Raw genomic sequence first — 22,729 nt, forward strand, 5'->3', positions numbered from 1 at the left:
CCGGGTATCGGCTCTGCCCTGCCCGGCTTTTCATGTGGACGAACGGCGATCGGAAATCCATTCCTGAACCTCGATCTGGAACGTGTCCGGCGCTTTTCGATACATCTTCCGCGCCAGATCCAGGATGGTATGGCGCCCTAACTCCTCTTCCATCCGCTGCTGCGCGCTGTCCATGACCGAGCGCACCCCACACGGGCCGTCACAGACCCAGGCAGGTGGCGTTTCATCAAACACCGCCAGGCGCTGACGCACTTCCCGACACTCAAACATATTCTTCTCGCCGTCAATGGCATGCGCCACGTCCAGCACGCTGATCAGCTCGGCCGGACGCGCCAGCCGGAAGCCTCCCCCTTTGCCTTCGGTGCTGATGACCAGCCCCGCGCGTGATAAACGGGTGAAGATTTTTCCAAGATAGTCGTACGGCACGCCCTGCAAGGCCGCCATCTCCCGGACGCTCATCTCACGTTCATTGCCTTTTGCATCCACCATACACATCAGGCTATGAATGCCATATTCCACACCAGAACTGTAAAACGCCATGGCTCACTCCGGGTCATTGTTCGCTGCATTATAACGATTTTTAACTCAGAAAGAAGTTGTCGCAGTTAACTCCGACAAGTATAGTGGCAGTTATGTCAGACATACAGCCTGACGCACTAAAGGATCGAGTATGAAAAAGCAGATTTTAATTGTGGGTAGTGGGTTTTCCGGTATGTGGGCTGCGGTCAGCGCCGCGCGCCTTTCTGCTCTGGCGGGTAACAATAGCCTCAGCATTGCCGTGCTGGCCCCTGTTGCGGAGCTACGCGTTCGCCCACGCTTTTATGAAGAGAACGTGTCGACGATGGTCGCGCCGCTGACCGAACTGTTTGCTGAGCTGGGTATCGCCTTTATTGCGGGCGAAGCACAACGTATTGATACCTCGTCTAAAACCGTTTTGTATCGCGATTCAAACGGCGCGATTGCTGACGTCGCCTGGGAACGTCTGATCCTCGCAACCGGTAGCCAGACTAAACGTCCTCCTGTTGCCGGTCTGGCTGAATACGCCTTTGATATCGACCAACTCGACTCCGCCAGATTATTCGAGCAGCATCTTGATTCGCTGGTTTCGCGCCCCTCCACCCCGGAGCGTAATACCGTGGTCGTGTGTGGCGGCGGCTTTACCGGCATCGAACTGGCAACGGAACTCCCTGCCCGACTCCGTACTCGCTTCGGCGCTGATACAAAGACTAAAGTAATCGTAGTTGAAAGAGGTGCAACCATCGGCGGGCGTTATAGCGAGGCGCTGCGTAACACAATTGAAGAAGCAAGCAACGTGCTCGGCGTTGAATGGCGTTTAAACAGTGAAATTGAAGCCATCGATGCCAGCGGCGTAACGCTGAAAAACGGAGAGCGCATTGCCAGCGCCACTGTAGTGTGGACGGCAGGGGTAGAAGCTAACCTCCTCAGCCTGCAAATTGACGGGGAACGCGATACTCAGGGTCGGCTGATCGTCAACGACACGTTGCAGGTTCCTGCGCATCCTGAGGTTTACGCGACGGGTGATATGGCGCACGCCAAAACGGACGATGCGGGCAACACGGCGCTGATGACCTGCCAGCACGCGATCCAGCTGGGGAAATTCGCCGGACACAACGCGGCGGCCAGCCTGTTAAATCTGGAGCCGTACCCTTACCGTCAGGTGAACTACGTCACCTGTCTGGATTTAGGTGGCTGGGGCGCGGTATACACCGAGGGCTGGGAACAGCGCGTTAAATCCGTGCGCGAGGAAGGCAAAAAGATCAAAGTCGCCATCACCAACGAACTGATTTACCCGCCAGCAGCAGACAAAGCGGTCGCTTTTGCCGCCGCTGACCCGCTGGCGAAATTCGTTTAGTCCCCTTCTGCGCCCGCGACCAGCGGGCAAAGTGTGCAATCAGGCCAGCGCACCTGCGTTGGCCTGACGCTTTTTGGCACATAAATAACCATACATCAGCAGAGAGGTCATCGCAGAGAAGGATAAAATCGCGGCTGGCAGCGTGACATAGCTCCAGCTCAAGCCGAGCGTAATCATTAATCCACCGAAATAGGCGCCAATTGCGCTGCCGAGGTTAAACGCCATTTGCCCGCCTGCGGCCCCCAGCATCTCGCCGCCTTTCGCATTTTGCAGCAGCAGAATTTGCAGCGGCGCAGAGAGCGCAAACAGCCCGGCGCAGCAGATGAATCCCATGACCAGTGAAGCTGTTTTAAGCTCGCCAAAGGCGAACAACGCCAGCAGCGAAGCCACAATCACCAGGTCAGTGGTGGCAGCAATGCGCAGCGGGCTAAAGCGTGACGACAGCTTGCCGCTGAAGACATTTCCCAGCACCATGCCCAGCCCCATCAGCATCATGATCGCGGTCATGACGCCCTCAGAAAAGCCTGACACGTTGACCATAAACGGCTTCACGAAGCTAAACCAGGCAAACACCCCGGCATTGCCAAACATCGTAGCGGCAAAAATCAGCCACGGTTCCGGTTTCTTCAGGAAGTGGAATTGTTCTGCCAGCCGGGTGGTTGTCGTGTCGTGAATGTCAGGCACCCACAGCAGAACAGACAGGATCACCAGCGCGTCAAAGACCGCAATCAAAAAGAAGGTGTAACGCCAGTTAAATTCATGTCCCAGCCACGTCCCGAGCGGCACGCCAAGCAGGTTGGCAACGGTCATCCCGGCAATCATCCCGGCCACAGCGACCGTCACTTTACCCGGCGGCGCGATTTTTGACAGGATTATCGCCCCCACTCCGAAAATCGCGCCATGCGGGAAACCAGAGATTAAGCGCCCCGCCGCCAGTCCCACGTAGGAGTCAGAGAAGGTAAAGAGCGCGTTACCGACGACGCACATCGCCACCAGAAACAGCAGCGTTGTTTTCAGCGAAAATTTGCTGGAGAACAGCGCCACAATCGGCGCGCCGATCACCACGCCAAAAGCGTAAAACGAAATCATATTTCCGGCGGAGGGAATCGAAATGCCCGTATCATGAGCCAGCTCGGTCAGCACGCCCATAATGCCAAACTCAGCCATCCCCAGGCCAAAGGTACCCAGTGCTAACGAAAAAATTGTCTTTTTCATACCGCGACCACTGTTAAAAAAATGCAGCGTGCATTATTGATTAAACTTGTATGGTGAACCAGTTCAAATCAGATTTCTGACACATTAATCCATTCATTCAGGCCGATTACACTCTTAGTACGGCCTCGATCCCGCGACCGGATACAAAGGGAGACCCACCATGGTCAGTAAGAAGAAAACCCGTGTTGTTGATGATGTCGTTAAAAACGCGCCGCTCAAAACCAAAGCGTACGAGCAAGAGCTTCGCCGCCTCCATGTTGAACTGGTTAAGCTCCAGCAATGGGTGGTCGCCAAAGGGTTAAAGGTCTGTATTGTTTTTGAAGGACGAGACGGCGCCGGTAAAGGCGGCGTCATCAAAGCCATCACCGAACGCGTCAGCCCTCGGGTGTTTCGCGTTGTTGCGTTACCGGCTCCCACCGATAAAGAGAAAAGTCAGCTCTATTTTCAGCGTTACGTTCCCCATCTGCCCTCTGCCGGGGAAATCGTTATTTTTGACCGCAGCTGGTACAACCGTGCGGGCGTGGAAAGAGTCATGGGTTTCTGTACCGAGGAGCAGGCCGAAAAATTTCTTGATGGAACGCCGGTGATGGAAAAAGCGATGGTCGATGCCGGGATCATTTTGTTGAAATACTGGCTTGAAGTAACGCCAAAAGAGCAGGAGCGACGCCTTCGCGATCGCATTAATGATGGTCGCAAGATCTGGAAGCTGTCTCCAATGGATATTAAATCTTTCAATCTGTGGGATGAGTATACCCTCGCCCGCGACGCGATGTTTAAAGCGACCGACACCGCCTGGGCGCCGTGGTTTGTGGCGCGCTCAGAAGATAAAAAACGGGTGCGGCTGAATATTATTTCGCATCTGCTTTCCCAGATCCCCTATAAAGAAATTCACGTAGACAAAGTGGATTTACCGAAACGCAAGATCGGCAAAGTGAAGCCTACAAAATATCCCTTCCGCTATATTGCAGAGCGGTTTTGATATTACTGGAAGACGGCTCGCATAATGTAGATTACCAGGGGAAACAGTATTGTTTTTTGTTGGCTGCGGTTGATAATGACCGCACCAACAAAGGAGAAAACATGAAACCGAACCGCACAGAAAGATGTGTTACAACAAAGCCTTTTACGGGGAAAAAGCCTCGCCCACTCTCTACAACAGCAGAGCACAAGCGACAGCATCAACAGGATCAGGGATTTATTAAAGCGATGAATGAATTAACGGCCAAAGCAGGGCTATTATCGGATGACCCTTATTTTGGAGGGCTTTGATGTGTTTTCAGTTTGACGTTTATCGCAACCCATCAGACAGAACGCGTGAATACCAGCCCTATTTTATGATTATTCAGCACGATTTTTATGACGACTTATCAACGAGACTTATTGTACCGTTAAGCTATCACAATCATTTAAGAGGACATTCAAACGCTGCAACGCCACTGGTGAACATTGAATTCCAGACATATTTTCTTAATACAGCCAACATCACACACGTGGAGACAAAGAAACTTAATAATAAGAATTATGTATGTAATCTGCGCAGTGCAAGAAGTAGTGTTCTTGCAGGAATTGATGCGTTAATTACCAATACGTAGCTCAGAGCCGCGCAAGTGCAGCGCCGCCGGACAATGCCGACGGCGCGAGGTTTACTTCAACCCTTCCGAACTCTCTTTTTGCGCTTCAAGACGCTCGACGTCCCGATACCAGCGCGGATGGTGTTTTTGCGCCCAGCGGCGGCTCACCTTCCCTTCAATCATGCCTTTAATCGATCCTTTCACCCAGAAGGCCATATACATATGGATCAGGATGGCGTGGATCAGAATAATGGCCGAGGTCGCGTGGATCAGCAGTGCGTAGCGCACCACCTGGATCGGGAAATATTGGGCAAAATACGGACGCCAGATAATCACTCCGGTCACCAGCAGCACGAAAATCATACTCATGATGGTCCAGAACATCATCTTCTGCCCGGCGTTGTATTTGCCCACCTTCGCGACTTTATGCTCGTTGCCTTTCAGAACCTCAACAATCCCTTTAATCCAGGGAATATCCTGCTTGTCAGGGATGTTGTGATGAACGAAACGCACGAACATAAACATCAGCACCACGAAAATCAGCACGCCGAAGAACGGATGCAGAATGCGCCCCATCTGCGGTGTCCCGAAGGTTTCCGTGAGCCACTGTAGCGTCGGGAAAAAGAACGAAATGCCGGATACCGCCACCAGGAAGAAGCAGATGACCACCGTCCAGTGACAGGCGCGATCGACAAATTTTGTGCGCACTATCATTTTCGACTTACTCATGATGCTCCTCCTCGTCGTCATCCACCTCTTTATTCGGCCCGATACCGATGTAGTGATAAATCAGCCCGGCAAAGGTGGCGATAAAGCCCGCCGCTGAGAGCGGCTTAAGCGCCCCTTTCCACAGGTTGATTGAGGTATCGATCGCCGGATCTTTCGGCAGATTGTGATACAGCTCCGGCTGGTCATTGTGGTGCAGAACATACATGACGTGCGTACCGCCGACACCCTGCGGGTTATAAATCCCGGCCTTGTCATAGCCGCGCGCTTTGAGCTTATCCACCCGCTGCTGTGCCACGTCCAGCATCTCTTTTTTGGTACCGAAGTGGATCGCCCCGGTAGGACAGGTCTTCACGCAGGCAGGCTCCTGGCCGACGCTGACGCGATCGACGCACAGCGTGCATTTATAGACCCGGTTATCCTCTTTATTGAGGCGCGGGATATTAAACGGACAACCTGCAATACAGTAACCGCAGCCGATGCAGTTATCCTGCTGGAAGTCGACGATCCCGTTGGCGTACTGAATGATTGCCCCGGCAGACGGGCATGCCTTCAGGCAGCCCGGATCTTCACAGTGCATACAGCCGTCTTTACGGATCAGCCACTCCAGCTTGCCATTCTGGTCGGTTTCGCTAAAGCGCATCACCGTCCAGGACTTGGCGCTCAGATCAGCAGGATTGTCATAGACACCAACGCAGTGCCCCACCTCGTCGCGAATATCGTTCCACTCCGAGCAGGCCACCTGGCAGGCCTTACAGCCCACGCAGGAGGAGACATCGATCAACTTGGCGACTTCTGCCTTGTAATCCCGCGCACGAGGCGCGGGCGTTATCGGGTTGGTCGCGGAGCGTTTAATAATGTCTTGTGTTTCCATCGCCATTTAATCGCTCCTTACGCTTTCTCGATGTTGACCAGAAACGCTTTATACTCCGGCGTTTGCGAGTTGGAATCGCCGACGTTTGGCGTCAGGGTATTGGCGATGTAGCCTTTCTGCGCTACCCCTTCAAAGCCCCAGTGCAGTGGTATACCGACGGTTTCCACCTGCTGGCCATGCACGTTCAGCGTTTGCAGACGACGGGTGACCACCGCCACCGCGCGAATAAAGCCGCGCTTGCTGCTGACCTTCACGCGATCGCCGTTGGCAATGCCTTTCGCCTTCGCCAGCGTTTCGCTTATCTCCACAAACTGTTCCGGCTGCGCGATGGCGTTAAGCCGCGCGTGCTTGGTCCAGGTATGGAAATGCTCGGTCAGGCGGTAGGTGGTGCCGACATAAGGGAACTTGTCCTTTTTACCTAAACGCAGCACGTCGTCTTCATAGATGCGTACCACCGGACTGGAGACCACATTCGGGTGCAGCGGGTTAGTGCCGAGCGGCGTTTCCATCGGCTCGTAGTGTTCCGGGAACGGCCCTTCCGCCAGTTTGTCGATAGCAAACAGACGTCCCAGCCCTTCCGGCTGCATGATAAACGGCCCGGTGTTGCTGCCCGGCGCGGCGGTGTTGAAGTCCGGGATATCGTTCCCCGTCCACTTCGTGCCGTTCCACTCGATCAGCATGCGTTTCGGATCCCACGGCTTACCGTTCACGTCTGCGGAGGCACGGTTGTACAGTACGCGGCGGTTCAACGGCCACGCCCATGCCCAGCCCAGGGTATTGCCCAGGCCTGACGGATCGGCGTTATCGCGATTGGCCATCTGGTTACCCTGCTCCGTCCAGCTGCCGGTGTAGATCCAGCAGGAAGAGGCCGTGGTACCGTCGTCACGCAACAGCGCGAAGCTATTGAGCAGCTGTCCTTTCTTCGCCACCAGATTGCCGTTGGCATCGTACAGGTCGGCCAGCGCCACGCCGTTGTTCTCTTTTGCCACCTCTTCGGACTCAGGATGATCCGGCTGCTTGTAGTTCCAGCTCATCTTCAGCAGCGGCTCAGCGCCTTTGCCGCCTTCTGCGCGGTACATCTCGCGCAGACGATGGTAAATCCCGGCCAGAATTTCGCCGTCATTACGCGCTTCGCCCGGCGCATCCTGACCTTTCCAGTGCCACTGTAGCCAGCGGCCAGAGTTGGCAATTGAACCGTCCTCTTCCGCAAAGCAGGTCGACGGCAGGCGGAACACCTCGGTCTGAATCGCTGCCGGATCGACATCGTTTGATTCACCGTGGTTCTGCCAGAACGTAGACGTTTCGGTGACCAGCGGATCGATAACCACCATGTACTTCAGCTTGCTCAGGCTGCGAACGACTTTGTTTTTATCCGGGAATGACGCTACCGGGTTAAAGCCCTGGCAGATGTAACCCGTGACGTCGCCCTTATCCATCATGTTGAAATACTTGATGACATCGTAAGCCTGGTCCCATTTCGGCAACCACTCAAAGCCCCAGTCATTCTCTTTCTGCGCCGCGTCGCCGTAGAACGATTTCATCAGACTGACGGCAAACTTCGGATAGTTACTCCAGTAGTTCACCTGGTCCGGACGCGTCGCTTTTGGCGTGTTGGCGTCAAGCCAGCTTTGCCAGTCGGTCTGCTTCTCGGACGGCAGGGTCAGGTAACCCGGCAGGCTGGTCGACAGCAGGCCGAGGTCGGTTAAGCCCTGAATGTTAGAGTGCCCGCGCAGGGCGTTCACGCCGCCACCGGCCATCCCCATGTTGCCGAGCAGCAGCTGGATCATCGCCATGGTACGGATGTTCTGCGCGCCCACGGTATGCTGCGTCCAGCCCAGCGCGTACAGGAATGTAGTGGTTCTGTCGGCGGCACTGGTGGAAGCCAGCACTTCACATACTTTCAGGAAGTCCGCTTTCGGCGTACCGCAGATGTTTTCCACCACGTCCGGCGTATAGCGGGAAACGTGCTGTTTCAGCAAGTTCCACACGCAGCGCGGATCGCTCAGGGTCTCATCTCGTTTCGCGTAGCCGTTTTCGTCGAACTGATAGTTCCAGGACGATTTATCGTACTGACGTTTCCCGGCGTCATAGCCGCTGAAGAGGCCATCTTCGAAGGCGAAATCTTCCCGTACCAGCAGGCCGGCATTGGTGTAATGCTTAACGTATTCCGCGTTAATTTTGTTATTTTCGATCAGGTACAACAGCACGCCGGACAGGAACGTGATGTCCGTACCGGAGCGGATCGGCGCATAGATATCAGCCACCGATGCCGTACGCGTAAAGCGCGGATCGACGACGATCAGCGTCGCATCGTTGTTGTTTTTCGCTTCCATCGCCCAGCGGAATCCCACCGGATGGGCTTCAGCGGCGTTACCGCCCATTACCACCACGACGTTAGCGTTTTTGATATCAACCCAGTGGTTGGTCATCGCACCGCGACCAAATGTTGGAGCAAGACTTGCTACCGTTGGTCCGTGTCAGACGCGCGCCTGGTTATCAACCGCCAGCATGCCGAGGGAGCGCACAAATTTTTGCGTCAGCATGCCGGTCTCATTACTTGCCGCAGAGGCACACAGCATCCCGGTGGAGGTCCAGCGGTTTACCGTGATGCCCTGCTCGTTCTTCTCAATAAAGTTGGCGTCGCGATCCGCTTTCATCAGTTTTGCAATTCGGGAGAAGGCTTCGTCCCAGGAGATACGCTGCCAATTGTCAGAGCCCGGCGCACGATATTCCGGGTAGCGCAGACGGTTTTCACTGTGGACGTAGTCCAGCAGCCCCGCCCCTTTCGGGCAAAGCGCCCCGCGGCTCACCGGATGGTCCGGGTCCCCTTCAATATGATAAATCGCTTCTTTGGCGTTCTTTGCGCCATCACCCAGGCTATACATTAATAGCCCACAACCCACGGAGCAGTATGTGCAGGTGTTACGGATCTCTTTCGCGCGCAGCAGTTTATAGTTGCGTGCCTGAGCCAGCGCCATTTTGGGAGCGAATCCCAGCATTGCGGCTGTTGTTCCGGCCATACCGCCCGCGCAGATTTTAAAAAAATGTCTGCGGCTGACGTCCATTGCTGTCCTCGTTATCTGATAAGACTTCGCGCCGCAAACTAACAGCAAAGCCCCTGTTTTTTTTGCGTCAAATCAAGGTCGTCAGACTTCGCCCCCTTAATAGTCACTGCCGGTACGATTTGCTAATCCTTTCGGGTTAACAGGCTCTTTGAAAATTCGCCAGGTGTAGCAAATAGATGCTATAAGTTTTCCCTTTGATTTTTAGACGACTGGCAGGGTAATGGACAGAAAAAGAGCAACGCTGACAGGCCTGGCGGCCATATTGTTGTGGAGCACCATGGTGGGTCTCATCCGCAGCGTCAGTGAAGGACTGGGCCCGGTGGGCGGCGCGGCGATGATTTACACCGTCAGCGGGCTGTTGTGTCTGGTGACGGTGGGTTTTCCCGATCTTCGGCGTTTTTCCACGCGCTATCTCATTGCGGGCAGCATCCTGTTTGTCAGTTATGAGATGTGCCTGGCCCTGTCGCTGGGGTATGCCGCGACGCGCTCACAGGCGATTGAAGTCGGTATGGTCAATTATCTGTGGCCAAGCCTGACGATTGCGTTCGCGATTTTGTTCAACGGGCAAAAAACCACCCTGTGGGTGATCCCTGGGCTTCTCATCTCGCTGTTGGGTGTGTGCTGGGTTTTAGGTGGCGAAAACGGTCTGCAACTGAATGACATCATGCAGAACGTCGTTTCCAGTCCGCTAAGTTATGGGCTGGCGTTTGCTGGCGCTTTTATCTGGGCCGCCTACTGCACCGTCACCAGCAAGTATGCCAAAGGGCAAAATGGCATTACCCTTTTCGTCCTGCTGACCGCCCTGAGCCTGTGGGTCAAATATGCCGTCAGCGATCAGCCCGAAATGGTGTTCAGCGTCCCGGTTGTGGTGAAGCTATTGATGTGTGGGGTTGCGCTTGGCTTTGGCTACGCCGCCTGGAATATCGGTATTCTTCACGGTAACGTCACGGTGCTTGCGGCTGTCTCTTATTTCACGCCAGTTCTTTCCGCCGCACTGGCGGCTATTCTGCTGAGTTCTCCGCTTTCACTCTCATTCTGGCAAGGGGCATTGATGGTGTGCGCCGGATCGTTACTGTGCTGGTATGCCACCCGCAAATAGCATTTTTATTTTTGCCGGGTACCGAATATGCCCGGCAAAATATTAACAATATTTTAATATGTGATCACACCCTTGAATATAATTCGTAACATTAGAGAGTAATTAAATCTCTGTATAGAGTGCTGTCAGAAAGCCAGAGTTGTTGTGGAAATTGACATAAACTGACAACGCAGGTAATTAATTCAGCGCCAATATTCCCGCGCTATATAGCACAAAGTGCAATAGTTTATTTCTGAATATTTCTCTTAAAAAACAGGTTCTGGTTTCCCGAGAAATTTATAATCAACTGTTTTAAAAAAGGTTATCCTGCCACATGCTTTGACATTCCCTGCCAAACCCTTTTAATCCCACCAAAAAACTAAAACGTCCGACAACTATTCACGGCCATATTATCTTGATTTGTTAATAATCACTTTATGTCTATATATTAACCTGACTGGCCGATTTAAGGGCAATTTATCCGATCAGGATCACACTAATTGAAATTATCTTTAATATTTTGAAACTTATTATTGAAAGCAGTCTACGGAATTTTAAAAATAGTCTGCCATTGACGATAAGCCTCGTTTAAAAATCGCTCAGGTGGCTTAGGAAATACCTAAATAAAATTATAAGGATTATTTAAGATGAAACTTAAATTAGTTGCAGTGGCAGTGACTTCCATGTTGGCAGCTGGCGTTGTTAACGCGGCTGAAGTTTTTAACAAAGACGGTAACAAACTGGATCTGTACGGCAAAGTTACTGGTCTGCACTATTTTTCTGATGATGCTGGTAGCGACGGCGACAAAACGTATGTTCGTCTGGGCTTCAAAGGTGAAACTCAGATCAACGATCAGCTGACCGGATACGGTCAGTGGGAATATGAGTTCAAGGGCAATCGCTCTGAAGCTCAAGGTTCCGACGGCAACAAAACCCGTCTGGCGTACGCTGGTCTGAAATTCGATGAATTCGGTTCCTTCGACTACGGTCGTAACTACGGTGTGGCTTATGACATCGGCGCGTGGACTGACGTTCTGCCAGAGTTCGGTGGCGATACCTGGACGCAGACTGACGGCTTCATGACCGGCCGTACCACTGGCGTTGCAACCTACCGTAACACCGACTTCTTTGGTCTGGTTGACGGCCTGAACGTGGCTGCTCAGTACCAGGGTAAAAACGACCGTGACGATATCACCGAATCCAACGGTGACGGCTGGGGTCTGTCTTCTACCTATGAATTCGACGGCTTCGGTGTGGGTGCGACCTACGCGAAATCTGACCGTACCGACCGTCAGGTTCGTGCTGCAAGCAACCTGAACGCCGGTGGCGAAAACGCAGAAGTCTGGGCTGCTGGCCTGAAGTACGATGCGAACAACATCTACCTGGCAACCACCTACTCTGAAACCCGCAACATGACGGCGTTCGGTAACGGTCACGTTGCCAACAAAGCGCAGAACTTCGAAGTTGTGGCTCAGTACCAGTTCGACTTCGGTCTGCGTCCGTCCATCGCTTACCTGAAATCCAAAGGTAAAGACATCGGTTCTTATGGCGACCAGGACCTGGTTGAATACGTTGACGTTGGCGCGAGCTACTACTTCAACAAAAACATGTCCACCTATGTTGATTACAAAATCAACCTCGTGGATGACAGCCAGTTCACCAAAGATGCCAAAGTGGCTACCGACAACATCGTAGCTGTAGGTCTGACCTACCAGTTCTAAGATCTGTTAGTTCAAAAGGCCAGCCCTCGCGGCTGGCCTTTTTTATTACTGCTGCCCTCCGACCTTCGCCAGACTAAACCAGATCCCGACCGCCAGAATCAGCAGCATGCCTCCCGCACTGCCCAGGGCCACGCTGTGCGAGGTGATGAACGCGGTTTTCGCCGCCTTCATCACCGGCTCGGCCAGCGACGGCGACAGCTCCTGCGCCACCTTCATCGCTTCACCGATGGACGACGAGGCTTTATCGGTCAGCGACGCGCTCAGCCCCTGCGGCAGTACAATAGACGCCGAAAAGCTGCGGGTTAACAGCAGACCGAAAATGGCGATCCCCAGACCAGCACCCAGCTCGTAGGACATGGTTTCGATCGCGCCTGCGGCGGCCGCTTTCTCTTTCGGCGCGGCAGCCATGATCGCTGACGTCGAGGCCAGCAGTGCGCTGGCGGCACTGAAGCCCAGCAGCACCATCAGGCTCCACGCCTGCCACTGTTGGGTGCTGAAATCGAGCGTCGACAGGCCGATAAAACTGACCGCGCTAAGCCCCATGCCTCCGGCCGCGACAATGCGCAGCCCCAGACGCCCAACCAGCACACCCGCGATCGGCCCGCTAAATCCGCTCGCCACCATCACCGGCAGCATAAATATCCCTGCTTCAAACGGCGTAAAACCATGCACGAATTGCAACTCCTGCGCCATCAGCAGTTCAAAGCCCACCAGCGCAATCATGGCGGTCATCGCCATGACCACGCCGCTTAAAATAATGCGATGGCAAAACAGACGCATGTCGATCATCGGCACGCGCGCGCGCAGCTGGATACGGACGAAGATAAACAGCATCACCGCCCCGGTAAGCAGCGTACAGGCCACCATCCACGGCGACAGCACCCCTTTCAGGGCGATTTTGGCGCTATAGACCAGCAGTAAAATCGCCACAATCAGCATAATGGCATGGCTGATATTGAGCGGCTGCTCGGGCCGCCCCTGCTGAGCAGGCACCAGGCGCGCAGCAAGCGAAACCACGATCAGCACGATCGGCACGTTAATCAGGAACACCGACCCCCAGTAAAAGTGCTCCAGCAGCATGCCGCCAATCAGCGGGCCAAACGCCGCGCCGCCCGACCCAACGGCAGCCCAGACGCCGAGGGGGATATTACGGTGCCGCACGTCAATAAACAGGGTGCGGATCCCTGCAAGCGTAGCCGGAATGATCATCGCCGCGCCAATCGCCAGCGACGCGCGGGCGGCAATCAGCCAGCCCGCGGACGGCGCAAAAGCCGCCGCTAACGATGACAGGCCAAACAGCACGCTGCCGATCATCAGCAGGCGCTTAAAACCTATGCGATCGCCCAGCGCGCCCATCGGCAGCACCATTCCCGCCATCACCAGCGAGTAAATATCAATAATCCACAGCAATTCGTTGCCGCTGGCACCCAGCGTCATGCTCAATGTTGGCGCCGCCACGTGCAGCACCGTCGCGTCAATCGCCACCGGGATATACACCAGCACGATAATCACTAACGCTAACCACTGACGAAACATAAATTTCCTTTTCAGTTAAAAACTGGACACATGTCCAGAATGCGATCCTACGTAAAGTTGAACACTTGTCCAGCTCTTTGTTACACTCGTTTCGTTGCCATTGAGAGTGAGAAATTATGCGTTATCTGAGCAAGGACGAGCGGCGGGAAGAGATCCTCCAGGCCGCGATGCGCGTGGCGCTGACCGAAGGATTCGCTGCGATGACCGTGCGCCGCATCGCTACCGAAGCGGGCGTCGCCACCGGGCAGGTGCATCACCACTTTGCGTCGGCGGGCGAGCTTAAGTCGCTGGCGTTTGTCCGGCTGATCCGCGATTTGCTGGATGCTGAAATCGTTGGCGAAAACGCCGGCTGGCGCGAGCGCCTGCATGCCATGCTCGGCAGCGATGACGGCGGGTTTGAGCCCTACATTCGACTGTGGCGGGAGGCACAAATTCTCGCCAGCCGGGATAGCGATATCAAAGGCGCCTACGTTTTGACCATGGAGATGTGGCACCAGGAAACGGTCGCGATTATCCGCGCCGGGGCGGAGGCCAACGCCTTTACGCTTGCTGACCAGCCGGAAAATATCGCCTGGCGTTTAATTGGTCTGGTATGTGGCCTGGATGGCATATACGTATTAAATATGCCTGAAATGGACGACGCGGCATTTAATAAGCATCTGGATAAACTTATCTCCCTCGAATTGTTTTAATACTCCCATCGGGGTATTAATTACCGCAAATAGTTACAATTAGTAACACATAAAGCGAACCCTGATTCCCATTCCAAACTCAGGGATTCGCTTTTTTATCTATCCTTTCAGATGTATCCCATAACATCCAATAATTTCTACAAACTGCCGACAGGTATCTTTCTGTTTTTACTTCTTTTTTCTCTCCATTTTGGTAAGCAAGAGGGTGATATGTCACATCAAAGCGAGAAGAGTAATCAGCATCTGTTGAGTAACTGGAAACCGGAAAACGCGCAATTTTGGGAGAATAAAGGGAAACATATCGCACGAAGAAACCTGTGGATTTCCGTGGCGTGTTTGCTTCTCGCGTTTTGTGTCTGGATGTTGTTTAGCGCTATTGCGGTAAACCTTAATAAGGTCGGATTTAATTTCAGCACCGATCAGCTTTTTATGCTAACGGCATTACCTTCTCTTTCCGGCGCGATATTGCGTGTCCCCTACTCTTTTATGGTGCCGATATTTGGCGGACGTTACTGGACCGTGTTGAGCACCGTGATCCTGGTCGTGCCCTGTGTCTGGCTTGGGATCGCCATCCAGAATACCGCTACGCCTTACTGGGTCTTTATCATCATCGCACTGCTGTGCGGTTTTGCCGGCGCCAACTTCGCTTCCAGCATGGGAAACATCAGCTTCTTCTTCCCGAAAGCCAGACAGGGCAGCGCGCTGGGCATTAACGGCGGGCTGGGTAACCTGGGCGTGAGCGTGATGCAACTGGTTGCGCCGCTGGTGATTTTTCTGCCGATGTTTACCTTCCTCGGCGTTCACGGCGTCCCCCAGGAGGATGGCTCGACGATGTGGCTGGCGAACGCGGCGTGGATCTGGGCGCCGCTGCTGATTCTTGCTACCCTTGCGGCGTTTTTTGGCATGAACGACATCGCCAGCTCGAAAGCGTCCATTGCCAGCCAGCTTCCGGTGCTTAAGCGCTTTCACCTCTGGCTGCTGAGCCTGCTTTATCTGGCAACCTTCGGCTCGTTTATCGGTTTCTCGGCAGGCTTTGCTATGCTGTCGAAAACCCAGTTTCCGGACGTAAATATCCTCCACCTCGCCTTCTTTGGCCCGCTGATCGGCGCTCTGGCGCGTTCGGCTGGCGGAATGATTTCAGACAGGCTGGGCGGCGTACGGGTGACGCTGATCAACTTCGTTTTTATGGCCATCTTTAGCGCCCTGATTTTCCTGACGCTCCCCGGGTCTGGTTCAGGCAGTTTTATGGCCTTCTATCTGGTCTTTATGGGCCTGTTCCTCACCGCAGGCCTGGGCAGCGGCTCGACCTTCCAGATGATCGCGATTATCTTTCGCCAAATCACCCTCGACCGCGTGAAAAAACAGGGCGGGAGCGACGAACAGGCACAGCATGAAGCGGTGACCGAAACGGCTGCCGCGCTGGGCTTTATCTCTGCCATCGGTGCGGTAGGCGGGTTCTTTATTCCCAAAGCCTTTGGCACATCCCTGGCGATGACCGGTTCCCCGGTGGGCGCCATGAAAGTCTTCCTCGTGTTTTACATCGTCTGCGTGCTCGTCACCTGGCTGGTGTACGGCCGCAAATCCTCACAAAAATAATAACTACCTCTTCGCCGGAGCGTGATGTCTCACCCTCCGGCCATGCTATCGAAGCAGGAGAAATGTCATGAGCAAACTGTTGGACCGCTTCCGTTACTTCAAAACAAAAGGCGACAGTTTCGCCGATGGGCACGGGCAGGTGTACCACACCAACCGCGACTGGGAGGACAGCTACCGTCAGCGCTGGCAGTTCGACAAGATTGTGCGATCCACCCACGGCGTTAACTGCACCGGCTCCTGTAGCTGGAAGATTTATGTCAAAAATGGCCTGGTGACCTGGGAAACCCAGCAGACCGACTACCCGCGCACCCGCCCTGACCTGCCTAACCACGAACCTCGCGGCTGCCCACGTGGCGCAAGCTACTCCTGGTATCTCTACAGCGCCAACCGTCTCAAGTACCCGCTGGTACGCCGCAGGCTGATCGAACTCTGGCGCGAGGCGCTGGCGCAGCATACCGATCCGGTGCTGGCCTGGGATGCCATCCAGAACGATCCGCAGAAAGCGCAGAGCTACAGGAAAGCGCGCGGAAAAGGCGGTTTTATCCGCTCAAACTGGAAAGAGCTTAACCAGCTGATTGCTGCCGCCAACGTCTGGACCATCAAAAACTACGGCCCGGATCGGGTAGCCGGTTTTTCCCCCATCCCGGCCATGTCGATGGTCTCTTATGCCGCCGGTACGCGCTATCTCTCCCTGCTCGGCGGCACCTGCCTGAGCTTCTATGACTGGTACTGCGATCTGCCACCGGCGTCGCCGATGACCTGGGGCGAACAGACCGACGTGCCGGAATCCGCGGACTGGTACAACTCCAGCTATATCATTGCCTGGGGGTCGAACGTGCCGCAGACGCGCACCCCGGACGCCCACTTCTTTACCGAAGTGCGTTACAAGGGCACCAAGACCGTCGCCATTACGCCGGACTTCTCGGAGGTGGCGAAGCTCAGCGACCAGTGGCTGGCCCCCAAACAGGGTACCGACAGCGCCCTTGCCATGGCGATGGGCCATGTGATCCTTAAAGAGTTCCACCTCGATAACCCGAGCGAGTACTTCCTCAACTATTGCCGCCGCTACACCGACATGCCGATGCTGGTCCTGCTGGATGAACAGGCTGACGGTCGCGTGGTGCCGGGCCGCATGCTGCGCGCGTCGGATCTGGCCGACGGGCTGGGTGAAACCAATAATCCGGAGTGGAAAACCATCGCCTTTGACGTGGCCGGAAATCTGGTGGCGCCGAATGGTTCCATCGGCTTCCGCTGGGGTGAAAAAGGCAAATGGAACCTGGAGTCGCTGGCTGCGGGACAGGAAACCGAGCTGACGCTTTCCCTGCTCATCACCCACGACAGCGTGGCAGACGTGGCCTTCCCTTACTTCGGGGGCAACGAGAATCCGCATTTCCGCAGCGTGAAGCAGGAGCCGGTGCTGACGCGCCGCGTACCGAGTAAAACCCTGACGCTGGCCGACGGCAGCCAGAGACGCGTGGTTAGCGTGTACGATCTGGTGCTGGCAAACTACGGCCTCGATCGCGGTCTGGAAGACAGTAACGCGGCGACAAACTACGCCGAGATAAAAGCCTACACCCCGGCCTGGGGCGAACAAATTACCGGCGTCCCCGCTTATCTGATAGAAAAAATCGCCCGTGAATTTGCCGACACGGCGCACAAAACTCACGGTCGTTCGATGATCATCCTCGGGGCCGGTGTGAACCACTGGTACCACATGGACATGAACTACCGCGGGATGATCAACATGCTGGTCTTCTGCGGCTGCGTCGGGCAGAGCGGCGGCGGCTGGTCGCACTATGTCGGCCAGGAAAAGCTGCGCCCGCAAACCGGCTGGCTGCCGCTGGCCTTCGCGCTGGACTGGAACCGTCCGCCGCGCCAGATGAACAGCACATCGTACTTCTACAACCACGCCAGCCAGTGGCGCTATGAGAAGCTCACCGCACAGGAACTGCTTTCTCCCCTTGCAGACGCATCGAAGTTTACCGGTCACCTGATTGATTTCAATGTCCGCGCCGAGCGCATGGGCTGGCTGCCGTCGGCTCCACAGCTTAATCTCAACCCGCTGCACGTTAAGGCCCGGGCGGACGCCGCCGGCATGTCGCCGCAGGACTACACCGTTCAGGCGTTAAAATCGGGCGATATCCGCTTCGCCTGCGAACAGCCGGATAACGGTAAGAACCACCCGCGCAACCTGTTTGTCTGGCGTTCTAACCTGCTTGGCTCGTCCGGGAAAGGCCATGAATACATGCTGAAATACCTGCTTGGCACCGAGAGCGGTATTCAGGGTGAGGATTTAGGCTCAACGGACGACGTGAAACCTGAAGAGGTGGAATGGCAAACCGCCGCCATTGAGGGCAAGCTGGATCTGCTGGTGACGCTCGATTTCCGTATGTCCAGCACCTGCCTGTTCTCGGATATCGTCCTGCCCACCGCCACCTGGTATGAAAAAGACGATATGAATACCTCGGACATGCATCCGTTTATTCACCCGCTTTCCGCCGCCGTTGACCCGGCGTGGGAGTCCCGCAGCGACTGGGAGATCTACAAGGGCATCGCCAAAGTGTTCTCTGAAGTGTGCGTCGGACATCTCGGCACCGAGACTGACGTGGTGCTACAGCCGCTACAGCATGATTCACCGGGGGAACTGTCGCAGCCGTTTGATATTCAGGACTGGCGCAAAGGCGAATGCGATCTGATCCCCGGCAAAACCGCGCCAAACATTGCAGTCGTCGAGCGCAACTATCCGGAAACCTACGAGCGCTTTACGGCACTTGGGCCGCTGCTGGACAAGCTCGGTAACGGCGGAAAAGGCATATCGTGGAACACCCAGAACGAGGTCGATTTCCTCGGCAAGCTCAACTACGTCAAGTCCGACGGCCCGGCGAAAGGTCGTCCGCGCATCGAGACCGCCATTGACGCTTCAGAGGTGATCCTCGCCCTTGCGCCAGAAACTAACGGTCAGGTCGCGGTCAAAGCATGGGAAGCCCTCGGCGAACTGACCGGGCGCGATCACACCCATCTGGCGCTGAACAAAGAAGATGAGAAAATCCGCTTCCGCGATATTCAGGCGCAGCCGCGCAAAATCATCTCCAGCCCGACGTGGTCCGGCCTTGAGAGCGAGCACGTCTCCTACAACGCGGGCTATACCAACGTTCACGAGCTGATCCCGTGGCGCACGATTTCGGGCCGCCAGCAGCTGTATCAGGATCATGCCTGGATGCGCGCCTTCGGGGAGAGTCTGGTGGCCTATCGTCCACCGATTGACACCCGCAGCGTCACCCATATGCGCGAAATCCCGCCGAACGGATTCCCGGAAAAAGCGCTTAACTTCCTGACGCCGCACCAGAAATGGGGCATTCACTCCACCTACAGCGAAAACCTGCTGATGCAGACCCTGTCGCGCGGGGGGCCAATCGTCTGGATCAGCGAAACCGATGCGCGCGAGCTGGGCATAGAGGACAACGACTGGATCGAAGCCTTTAACGCCAACGGCGCCCTTACCGCCCGCGCGGTTGTCAGCCAGCGCGTGCCGCCGGGCATGACCATGATGTACCACGCTCAGGAGCGCATTCTGAACATTCCGGGGTCAGAAGTGACCGGACGGCGCGGCGGGATCCACAACTCGGTCACCCGTGTCTGCCCGAAACCAACCCACATGATCGGTGGCTACGCGCAGCTGGCGTACAGCTTCAACTATTACGGCACCGTCGGCTCGAACCGCGACGAGTTCATCATGATCCGTAAAATGAAAAACATTAACTGGCTGGACGGCGAAGGTCGGGATCAGGTACAGGAGGCGAAAAAATGAAAATACGCTCACAGGTTGGCATGGTTCTGAATCTCGATAAATGCATTGGCTGCCACACCTGCTCGGTCACCTGTAAGAACGTCTGGACCGGGCGCGAAGGGATGGAGTACGCGTGGTTTAATAACGTCGAAACCAAACCGGGTATCGGCTATCCGAAAAACTGGGAAGATCAGGATGAGTGGCAAGGCGGCTGGATCCGCGGTATTCACGGCAAGCTGACCCCGCGCCTCGGCGGAAAAATGGGCGTGCTGTCGAAGATTTTCGCTAACCCCGTCCTGCCGCAGATTGACGATTACTATGAACCCTTCACCTTCGATTATCAGGATCTGCATCGTGCGCCGGAGGGAGACCACCTCCCTACCGCCCGCCCACGTTCGCTGATCGACGGCAAGCGAATGGATAAAATCAAATGGGGGCCCAACTGGGAGGAGCTGCTGGGCGGCGAATTCGAAAAACGCGCCCGCGACCGCAATTTCCAGAAGATCCAGAAGGAGATGTACGGCCAGTTTGAAAACACCTTCATGATGTACCTGCCGCGTCTGTGCGAGCACTGTCTGAACCCCAGTTGCGTTGCCACCTGCCCGAGCGGTGCGATTTACAAGCGTGAAGAGGACGGCATTGTGCTGATTGACCAGGACAAATGCCGCGGCTGGCGTCTGTGCATCAGCGGCTGCCCGTACAAGAAAATCTACTTCAACTGGAAGAGCGGCAAGTCAGAGAAGTGCATCTTCTGCTACCCGCGCATTGAGTCCGGTCAGCCGACCGTCTGTTCGGAAACCTGCGTCGGGCGCATCCGCTACCTTGGCGTGCTGCTGTATGACGCGGACCGTATCGAGGAGGCCGCCAGCACCGAGCATGAGACCGACCTGTACGAGCGCCAGTGCGACGTGTTCCTTAACCCGAACGATCCGGCGGTGATTGAGGAAGCGCTGAAACAGGGTATTCCGCAGAACGTCATCGACGCGGCACAGCGTTCCCCGGTTTACAAAATGGCGATGGACTGGAAGCTTGCCCTGCCGCTGCATCCGGAATACCGCACCCTGCCGATGGTCTGGTATGTGCCGCCGCTGTCACCGATTCAGTCCTACGCGGACGCGGGTGGTTTGCCGCAGAGCGACGGCGTGCTGCCTGCTGTCGAAAGCCTGCGCATTCCGGTGCAGTACCTGGCAAACATGCTCAGCGCGGGCGATACCGGTCCGGTGCTGCGTGCCCTGAAGCGCATGATGGCGATGCGCCACTACAAGCGTTCCCAGACCGTGGAAGGCGTGACCGACACCCGCGCCATCGAAGAGGTCGGCCTGACGGAAGAACAAGTAGAAGAGATGTATCGCTACCTGGCGATTGCCAACTACGAAGACCGCTTCGTGATCCCGACCAGCCACCGCGAAATGGCGCGCGACGCCTTCCCGGAGAAAAACGGCTGCGGCTTCACCTTTGGCGACGGCTGCCACGGTTCCGACACCAAATTCAACCTCTTCAACAGCAGCCGCATCGACGCGATCAACATCACCGAGGTGCGTGAACACGGGGAGGGAGAATAATGCAAATCCTCAAAATCATCGCGCTACTCATTGAGTATCCCGATGAGCTGCTGTGGGAAAACCGTGACGAAGCGCTTTCCCTGGTGGAACAGGACGCGCCCATGCTGCTGCCGTTTGCGCAGCAGCACCTGAGCGCCACGCTGCTGGATAAGCAGGCCGAATGGTGTGAAGTCTTCGAGCGGGGGCGCGCAACCTCGCTACTGCTGTTCGAACACGTTCACGCCGAGTCCCGCGATCGCGGTCAGGCGATGGTCGACCTGATGAGCCAGTATGAGAAAGCCGGGCTCCAGCTGGACTGCCGCGAGCTGCCGGACTATCTGCCGCTCTATCTGGAATATCTCAGTATCGTCAGCGATGACGAGGCGCGTGAAGGGCTGCAAAACGTCGCGCCGATCCTGGCGCTGATTGGCGGCCGGCTGAAACAGCGCGAGGTGGCACATTACCAGCTGTTTGACGCCCTGCTGACGATGGCCGGTACACGGCTTTCCAGCGACAGCGTGGCGAAGCAGGTGTCTGGTGAAAAACGGGATGATACCCGTCAGGCGCTGGACGCCGTGTGGGAAGAGGAACAGGTGAAGTTTATCGAAGACAACGCCACATCGTGCGACAGCTCGCCGATGCAGCAATATCAACGACGCTTTAGCCAGGACGTCGCGCCGCAGTACGTGGACGTCAGCGCCGGAGGCCCAAAATGACACATTACCTGAACGTGTTTTTCTATGACATTTATCCGTACATCTGCGCCACCGTGTTTTTCCTTGGCAGCTGGTTGCGCTACGACTACGGGCAGTACACCTGGCGCGCCTCGTCGAGCCAGATGCTCAGCAAGCGCGGTATGAACTGGGGCTCTAACCTGTTTCATATTGGCATTCTGGGGATCTTCTTCGGGCATTTGTTCGGCATGTTAACCCCGCACTGGATGTACGCCTGGTTTTTACCCGTCGCGGTTAAGCAGCAGCTGGCGATGATGGCGGGTGGTGTGTGCGGCGTATTGACGCTGGTTGGCGGGTCGATGCTGCTTTACCGCCGCTTGTTCAACCAGCGGGTGCGTGCCACGTCCACCACGCCGGATATTATCATCATGAGTATCCTGCTGCTTCAGTGCATCCTTGGGCTGTCGACCATTCCTTTCTCCGCCCAGTATCCTGACGGAAGCGAGATGATGAAGCTGGTCGGCTGGGCGCAGGGGATCGTGACGTTTAAGGGAGGCTCGTCAGAAATGCTGAGCGGCGTCGCACCGATCTTCCGCGTGCATCTGGTGCTGGGGATGACGATCTTCCTTATCTTCCCGTTCACCCGTCTGGTGCACGTGTGGAGCGCGCCGTTTGAGTACTTCACCCGTCGCTATCAGGTGGTGAGATCGCGCCGTTGATTTTGTCGGGTGGCGGCTACGCCTTACCCGACCTACGCTCACACTCCCGTAGGCCCGGTAA

General features: G+C 55.6%; 18 protein-coding genes. 12 read left to right on the forward strand and 6 right to left on the reverse strand.

The window, feature by feature from the left end:
- Window positions 1-30: 30 nt before the first annotated feature.
- Complete coding sequence (locus tag ACQG0T_RS11805) at window positions 31-540, reverse strand: RrF2 family transcriptional regulator (RefSeq protein ID WP_015570482.1); 510 nt, start codon at window positions 538-540, stop codon at window positions 31-33.
- A gap of 130 nt (window positions 541-670) precedes the next feature.
- Here ACQG0T_RS11805 and ACQG0T_RS11810 point away from each other — a divergent pair, with 130 nt between their 5' ends.
- Window positions 671-1,873 (forward strand): NAD(P)/FAD-dependent oxidoreductase, encoded by a 1,203-nt coding sequence (locus tag ACQG0T_RS11810; RefSeq protein WP_039270713.1) that lies wholly within the window; start codon window positions 671-673, stop codon window positions 1,871-1,873.
- Between the two features lie 39 nt (window positions 1,874-1,912).
- Here ACQG0T_RS11810 and araJ read toward each other — a convergent pair whose 3' ends face one another.
- The gene (araJ, locus tag ACQG0T_RS11815) at window positions 1,913-3,088 is read right to left on the reverse strand and encodes an MFS transporter AraJ (RefSeq protein ID WP_271040263.1); all 1,176 of its coding nucleotides are present in this window, start codon (window positions 3,086-3,088) and stop codon (window positions 1,913-1,915) included.
- Window positions 3,089-3,248: 160 nt separating this feature from the next.
- Between araJ and ppk2 the strand changes: the two genes are divergently transcribed.
- The 3 genes from ppk2 (at window position 3,249) to ACQG0T_RS11830 (ending at window position 4,680) form a co-directional block, all read left to right on the forward strand.
- On the forward strand, window positions 3,249-4,067 hold the full coding sequence (gene ppk2 / locus ACQG0T_RS11820) for a polyphosphate kinase 2 (RefSeq protein WP_017693386.1): 819 nt from the start codon (window positions 3,249-3,251) through the stop codon (window positions 4,065-4,067).
- 101 nt (window positions 4,068-4,168) lie between these two features.
- The gene (locus tag ACQG0T_RS11825; protein ID WP_017382306.1) at window positions 4,169-4,357 is read left to right on the forward strand and encodes a hypothetical protein; all 189 of its coding nucleotides are present in this window, start codon (window positions 4,169-4,171) and stop codon (window positions 4,355-4,357) included.
- On the forward strand, window positions 4,357-4,680 hold the full coding sequence (locus ACQG0T_RS11830) for a CcdB family protein (RefSeq protein ID WP_017382305.1): 324 nt from the start codon (window positions 4,357-4,359) through the stop codon (window positions 4,678-4,680). The genes ACQG0T_RS11825 and ACQG0T_RS11830 overlap by 1 nt, the downstream gene beginning before the upstream one ends.
- Window positions 4,681-4,731: 51 nt before the next feature.
- Here ACQG0T_RS11830 and fdnI read toward each other — a convergent pair whose 3' ends face one another.
- Genes fdnI through fdnG form a run of 3 tightly spaced genes read right to left on the reverse strand, consistent with a single transcriptional unit; the run spans window position 4,732 to window position 9,324 of the window.
- Window positions 4,732-5,388 carry a formate dehydrogenase-N subunit gamma gene (gene fdnI / locus ACQG0T_RS11835; protein ID WP_015570477.1) on the reverse strand — a complete coding sequence of 219 codons (657 nt, stop codon included), beginning with the start codon at window positions 5,386-5,388 and terminating at the stop codon, window positions 4,732-4,734.
- The gene (gene fdxH / locus ACQG0T_RS11840; RefSeq protein WP_015570476.1) at window positions 5,381-6,265 is read right to left on the reverse strand and encodes a formate dehydrogenase subunit beta; all 885 of its coding nucleotides are present in this window, start codon (window positions 6,263-6,265) and stop codon (window positions 5,381-5,383) included. The genes fdnI and fdxH overlap by 8 nt, the downstream gene beginning before the upstream one ends.
- 11 nt (window positions 6,266-6,276) lie before the next feature.
- Window positions 6,277-9,324 (reverse strand): formate dehydrogenase-N subunit alpha, encoded by a 3,048-nt coding sequence (fdnG, locus tag ACQG0T_RS11845; protein WP_100134720.1) that lies wholly within the window; start codon window positions 9,322-9,324, stop codon window positions 6,277-6,279.
- A gap of 220 nt (window positions 9,325-9,544) precedes the next feature.
- Here fdnG and yddG point away from each other — a divergent pair, with 220 nt between their 5' ends.
- Window positions 9,545-10,423, forward strand: coding sequence for an aromatic amino acid DMT transporter YddG (gene yddG / locus ACQG0T_RS11850; protein WP_032102980.1), 879 nt, complete (start codon window positions 9,545-9,547; stop codon window positions 10,421-10,423).
- A gap of 626 nt (window positions 10,424-11,049) precedes the next feature.
- Window positions 11,050-12,123, forward strand: a complete 1,074-nt coding sequence (gene ompC, locus ACQG0T_RS11855) for a porin OmpC (protein WP_017382300.1) — start codon at window positions 11,050-11,052, stop codon at window positions 12,121-12,123.
- A gap of 45 nt (window positions 12,124-12,168) precedes the next feature.
- On the opposite strand, the gene ACQG0T_RS11860 is transcribed toward ompC, so the two are convergent.
- On the reverse strand, window positions 12,169-13,659 hold the full coding sequence (locus ACQG0T_RS11860) for an MFS transporter (protein ID WP_271040264.1): 1,491 nt from the start codon (window positions 13,657-13,659) through the stop codon (window positions 12,169-12,171).
- 116 nt (window positions 13,660-13,775) lie between these two features.
- On the opposite strand from ACQG0T_RS11860, the gene ACQG0T_RS11865 reads away from it, so the two are divergent.
- The 6 genes from ACQG0T_RS11865 (at window position 13,776) to narI (ending at window position 22,668) form a co-directional block, all read left to right on the forward strand.
- Window positions 13,776-14,351: a TetR family transcriptional regulator gene (locus ACQG0T_RS11865; RefSeq protein ID WP_015570471.1), complete on the forward strand. Its 576-nt coding sequence runs from the start codon at window positions 13,776-13,778 to the stop codon at window positions 14,349-14,351.
- Between the two features lie 210 nt (window positions 14,352-14,561).
- Window positions 14,562-15,947, forward strand: coding sequence for a NarK family nitrate/nitrite MFS transporter (locus ACQG0T_RS11870; RefSeq protein WP_026094300.1), 1,386 nt, complete (start codon window positions 14,562-14,564; stop codon window positions 15,945-15,947).
- A gap of 67 nt (window positions 15,948-16,014) precedes the next feature.
- Window positions 16,015-19,755, forward strand: a complete 3,741-nt coding sequence (locus ACQG0T_RS11875; RefSeq protein ID WP_063132682.1) for a nitrate reductase subunit alpha — start codon at window positions 16,015-16,017, stop codon at window positions 19,753-19,755.
- A complete protein-coding gene (narH, locus tag ACQG0T_RS11880; protein WP_032648393.1) occupies window positions 19,752-21,296 on the forward strand; it encodes a nitrate reductase subunit beta in 1,545 nt (514 codons plus the stop codon). Before ACQG0T_RS11875 ends, narH begins: the two co-directional genes overlap by 4 nt.
- Complete coding sequence (gene narW, locus ACQG0T_RS11885; RefSeq protein WP_045329890.1) at window positions 21,296-21,991, forward strand: nitrate reductase molybdenum cofactor assembly chaperone; 696 nt, start codon at window positions 21,296-21,298, stop codon at window positions 21,989-21,991. Before narH ends, narW begins: the two co-directional genes overlap by 1 nt.
- On the forward strand, window positions 21,988-22,668 hold the full coding sequence (narI, locus tag ACQG0T_RS11890; protein WP_023303778.1) for a respiratory nitrate reductase subunit gamma: 681 nt from the start codon (window positions 21,988-21,990) through the stop codon (window positions 22,666-22,668). Before narW ends, narI begins: the two co-directional genes overlap by 4 nt.
- Window positions 22,669-22,729 lie beyond the last annotated feature (61 nt).

It is taken from the genome of Enterobacter cloacae complex sp. 302F9 (assembly GCF_050030335.1).
Taxonomy (GTDB): domain Bacteria; phylum Pseudomonadota; class Gammaproteobacteria; order Enterobacterales; family Enterobacteriaceae; genus Enterobacter; species Enterobacter hormaechei_C.

Bases quoted from the DNA above. Each gene is read 5' to 3' on its own strand.
- ACQG0T_RS11805 (WP_015570482.1), bottom strand. From the start codon at position 540: ATGGCGTTTTACAGTTCTGGTGTGGAATATGGCATTCATAGCCTGATG.
- ACQG0T_RS11810 (WP_039270713.1), top strand. From the start codon at position 671: ATGAAAAAGCAGATTTTAATTGTGGGTAGTGGGTTTTCCGGTATGTGG.
- araJ (WP_271040263.1), bottom strand. From the start codon at position 3,088: ATGAAAAAGACAATTTTTTCGTTAGCACTGGGTACCTTTGGCCTGGGG.
- ppk2 (WP_017693386.1), top strand. From the start codon at position 3,249: ATGGTCAGTAAGAAGAAAACCCGTGTTGTTGATGATGTCGTTAAAAAC.
- ACQG0T_RS11825 (WP_017382306.1), top strand. From the start codon at position 4,169: ATGAAACCGAACCGCACAGAAAGATGTGTTACAACAAAGCCTTTTACG.
- ACQG0T_RS11830 (WP_017382305.1), top strand. From the start codon at position 4,357: ATGTGTTTTCAGTTTGACGTTTATCGCAACCCATCAGACAGAACGCGT.
- fdnI (WP_015570477.1), bottom strand. From the start codon at position 5,388: ATGAGTAAGTCGAAAATGATAGTGCGCACAAAATTTGTCGATCGCGCC.
- fdxH (WP_015570476.1), bottom strand. From the start codon at position 6,265: ATGGCGATGGAAACACAAGACATTATTAAACGCTCCGCGACCAACCCG.
- yddG (WP_032102980.1), top strand. From the start codon at position 9,545: ATGGACAGAAAAAGAGCAACGCTGACAGGCCTGGCGGCCATATTGTTG.
- ompC (WP_017382300.1), top strand. From the start codon at position 11,050: ATGAAACTTAAATTAGTTGCAGTGGCAGTGACTTCCATGTTGGCAGCT.
- ACQG0T_RS11860 (WP_271040264.1), bottom strand. From the start codon at position 13,659: ATGTTTCGTCAGTGGTTAGCGTTAGTGATTATCGTGCTGGTGTATATC.
- ACQG0T_RS11865 (WP_015570471.1), top strand. From the start codon at position 13,776: ATGCGTTATCTGAGCAAGGACGAGCGGCGGGAAGAGATCCTCCAGGCC.
- ACQG0T_RS11870 (WP_026094300.1), top strand. From the start codon at position 14,562: ATGTCACATCAAAGCGAGAAGAGTAATCAGCATCTGTTGAGTAACTGG.
- ACQG0T_RS11875 (WP_063132682.1), top strand. From the start codon at position 16,015: ATGAGCAAACTGTTGGACCGCTTCCGTTACTTCAAAACAAAAGGCGAC.
- narH (WP_032648393.1), top strand. From the start codon at position 19,752: ATGAAAATACGCTCACAGGTTGGCATGGTTCTGAATCTCGATAAATGC.
- narW (WP_045329890.1), top strand. From the start codon at position 21,296: ATGCAAATCCTCAAAATCATCGCGCTACTCATTGAGTATCCCGATGAG.
- narI (WP_023303778.1), top strand. From the start codon at position 21,988: ATGACACATTACCTGAACGTGTTTTTCTATGACATTTATCCGTACATC.